General features: G+C 67.3%; 2 protein-coding genes and 1 pseudogene. 1 reads left to right on the top strand and 2 read right to left on the bottom strand.

From position 1 onward, the window contains the following. Together IT472_RS04650 and oleC are read right to left on the bottom strand one after the other, a co-directional pair. On the bottom strand, nucleotides 1–881 hold an 881-nt coding region (locus IT472_RS04650), incomplete at its 3' end, for an NAD-dependent epimerase/dehydratase family protein (RefSeq protein WP_297179087.1). Between the two features lie 13 nt (nucleotides 882–894). Beyond that, the gene (oleC, locus tag IT472_RS04645; RefSeq protein ID WP_297179085.1) at nucleotides 895–2,544 is read right to left on the bottom strand and encodes an olefin beta-lactone synthetase; all 1,650 of its coding nucleotides are present in this window, start codon (nucleotides 2,542–2,544) and stop codon (nucleotides 895–897) included. A 125-nt stretch (nucleotides 2,545–2,669) separates the two neighbouring features. Between oleC and IT472_RS04640 the strand changes: the two are divergent. Then, nucleotides 2,670–2,883 (top strand): annotated as a pseudogene (locus IT472_RS04640) (YkgJ family cysteine cluster protein); the annotation flags it as partial.

Genomic DNA, 2,883 nt, shown 5'->3' with positions numbered 1-2,883 from the left:
TGCTCGGCCAGGAAGCGCGTCAACGGCGGATCATCGCGCAACGGGAGCAGTGTCCACAGGGCTTCGCAAGCCGCCCCGATTGCGTAAGCCAGCCCAAACGGGATGGACTTGCGCACCTCGGGTGCGTCGGCGGCGCGCAGCAAGGCGTTGAGCACGTCGCGCAGCGGCCACGGCTCGCCATTGCTGATGAAGTAGGCCTTGCCCGCGCATGCGGCACGGGCATGCAGGTGCTCCAGCGCATCGACGTGGGCCTGCGCGGCATTGTCGATGAAGGTGGTGTCGACGCGATTGTCGCCAGTGCCGACCAGCCGCACCCGCCCGCTGCGTGCACGCGCCACCAGTCGCGGCAAGATCTGGGTGTCACCCGGCCCCCAGATCAGGCGCGGGCGCAGGGCGACGGTGGCAAGCACGTCGGTATTTGCGGCCAATACCGCGCGTTCGGCGATTGCCTTGGTCGTTGCGTAGTGGGACTTGAACGGCTCGCCATACGGCACCTCGGCGGCACCTGCCCCCTCGACCGGCCGGGTAGCACGGTGGGTGACGCTGGGGGTCGAGGTGTAGACCAGTTTCGGAATGCCGTGCGCGCGGCTCGCCGCCAGCACGTTTTCGGTGCCGATGACATTGGCGGCATGGAACTCCTCATAACGCCCCCACACGCCGGCCTTGGCGGCGTTATGCAACACCGCGTCGAAACCGCCATCGAACGCACGCAGCGTTGCAGCGGGGTCGGCGAGGTCGGCCTGCATCTGCGGCACGTCGATCGCATCCAGTGCCGCGTGGCGACTGCGGCTGACGCTCGCCACCGCGTGCCCGTGGGCGTGCAGCATCCGGCACAAAGCCTGTCCGAGAAATCCGCCGCCGCCGGTGACCAGGACCTTCATTGCATCCGCGTCCTCAGCCACCCGGCATGGGCGTTCGCCGAGCCGCCCACGCCGCCAGCAGCTCGCGACCGATCTTGGCGTTGTGGCGAATGTCCACCGGGAACGGCTTCGGGTAGTGAAGGAAGCCATCGATCTTGGCGGTGTGCACGAACCCGTCGGCGATGTGGCGCAATTCGTCAGCCACTTCCTTCGGATCGACGCCACTGCCAGACTTGAGCTCGAAGCACAACACCGCGGTCTGGGCGCCGCGCGGTCCGATCCCGACCAGTGCACTGCGCACCAGGGCCGGGTGGGTGTTGAACACCGGCTCGACCTGCTCGGTGCACAGCGTGGTCAGCGCATCCACATCCACCCGCTGCGACTTGCGTCCGCAGAACCACAGCCTTCCGTCCGCATCGAACCAGCCCAGGTCGCCCATCCGGTGCACGATCCGCTGACTGCCGTCGGGCAGGATTTCACGGATCTTGGCCAGCGCGGTCTGGTCCTCGCGGTTGAAGTAGGCATCGGTTGCGGTGGGCCCGGCCACCGTGATCTCGCCCACCTCGCCCTGCGCCAGCAGCAGCCCGTCGGCCCATTCGGCAATGGCGTTGTCATCGATGGCGATGATGCGCACCGTGTTGCCTGCCACAGGTCGTCCGACGCAGGTGCCGGCCCCGGCTTCGGTGCGCACGCGCAGTTCCAGCAGCTCGCGGCCGTCGATGACCGCCACCGGTAGGCATTCGGTCGCCCCATAGGGCGTCCAGAAGGTCGCCTCCGGCGGCAGCAGTTCCAGCATCCGCTGCACGATCCTTGGTGGTACCGGCGCACCGGCACTGGTGACGCGGCGCAGGGTTGGCATCGACTCGCCGAATTCGGCCAGCACCTGCATCAGCGCCGGAGATCCGAACAGCTGGTCGACCTTGAACCGCGCAATCGCCGCATGCAGCTTGCGCGGATTGGCCCGCGCCGGTCGGGTGGGGTCCATGTCCGGGATGATGCTGGTCAGGCCCAACGCCGGATCGAACAGGGCAAACGGCGGGAAGGTGGGGAAATCCACGCCGCCGGCTTCGATGCCGAACGCATTGCGTAGCATCTCGGTCTGGGCGATGAAATGGCGATGCCGATAGACCACGCCCTTGGGCACGCCGGTGCTGCCGCTGGTGAACAGGATCGCTGCCTCGTCGTCCGGTGCAGTCGCGGCCAACTGCGCCTCGGCTCCCGCACCCGATGCCTCGATCTGGGCCAGCGTGGCATCGGCCAGAAACACAGCGCCACCGGTGCTGATCCGCAGCCGCGCCGATGGCGCCCAGCCCAGCACCGCCTTGGCCAAGAGCGCACGCGGAATACCGATGAACGCGGAAGGCTGCGCCTGCGCCAGGCATTGCTTGAGCGCACGCCTGTCGATGCCCGGATCGATCAACACCGGCACCGCACCAAGCTTGAACAGCGCAAACATCGCCAGGAAAAACTCCGGCGTCGGCCGCACCATCACCACGCAACGGCTGCCGCGCTCCACGCCCCGCGCACGCAGGCCTTTCGCGATCGCATCGCTGCGTGCGTCGAGCTGCGCGTAACTCAGCGCCTCTGAGTAGTGGCCGCCGCGTCCCGGGCAGCGGATCGCGATCCGATCCGGGCTTTCACAGGCCAAGCGCGGCAATGCCGCGGCGATATTGCAAGTGTCCATGGCATCATTATGGCCTGCCGCAGTCCCGACCACAGTGTCTTCGGGGGCGTTCCTTCCGGGCAGCCCTTGCAAGCGCAGGTATCGTCAGCCTGCCCCACCATCCACCCTGATCGTTCGCGACGCCAATGCATCCCTGCCTGACCTGTGGCGCCTGTTGCACCCAGTACCGGGTCGCCTTCCACTGGATGGAATCGGACGAAATCACCCTGGGGGGAGTGCCCTCCGCCCTGACCGAGCAGCTGGATCCACATCGGCTATGCATGCGTGGAACCCATGCGCCACCGATCCGCTGCGTGGCGCTGGATGCCGATATCGGTCGCTATTCGCGCTGCACCATCC

The organism is Thermomonas sp. (assembly GCF_020850895.1).
Lineage (GTDB): Bacteria > Pseudomonadota > Gammaproteobacteria > Xanthomonadales > Xanthomonadaceae > Thermomonas.
This window is presented reverse-complemented; position numbering and strand designations above follow the sequence as displayed.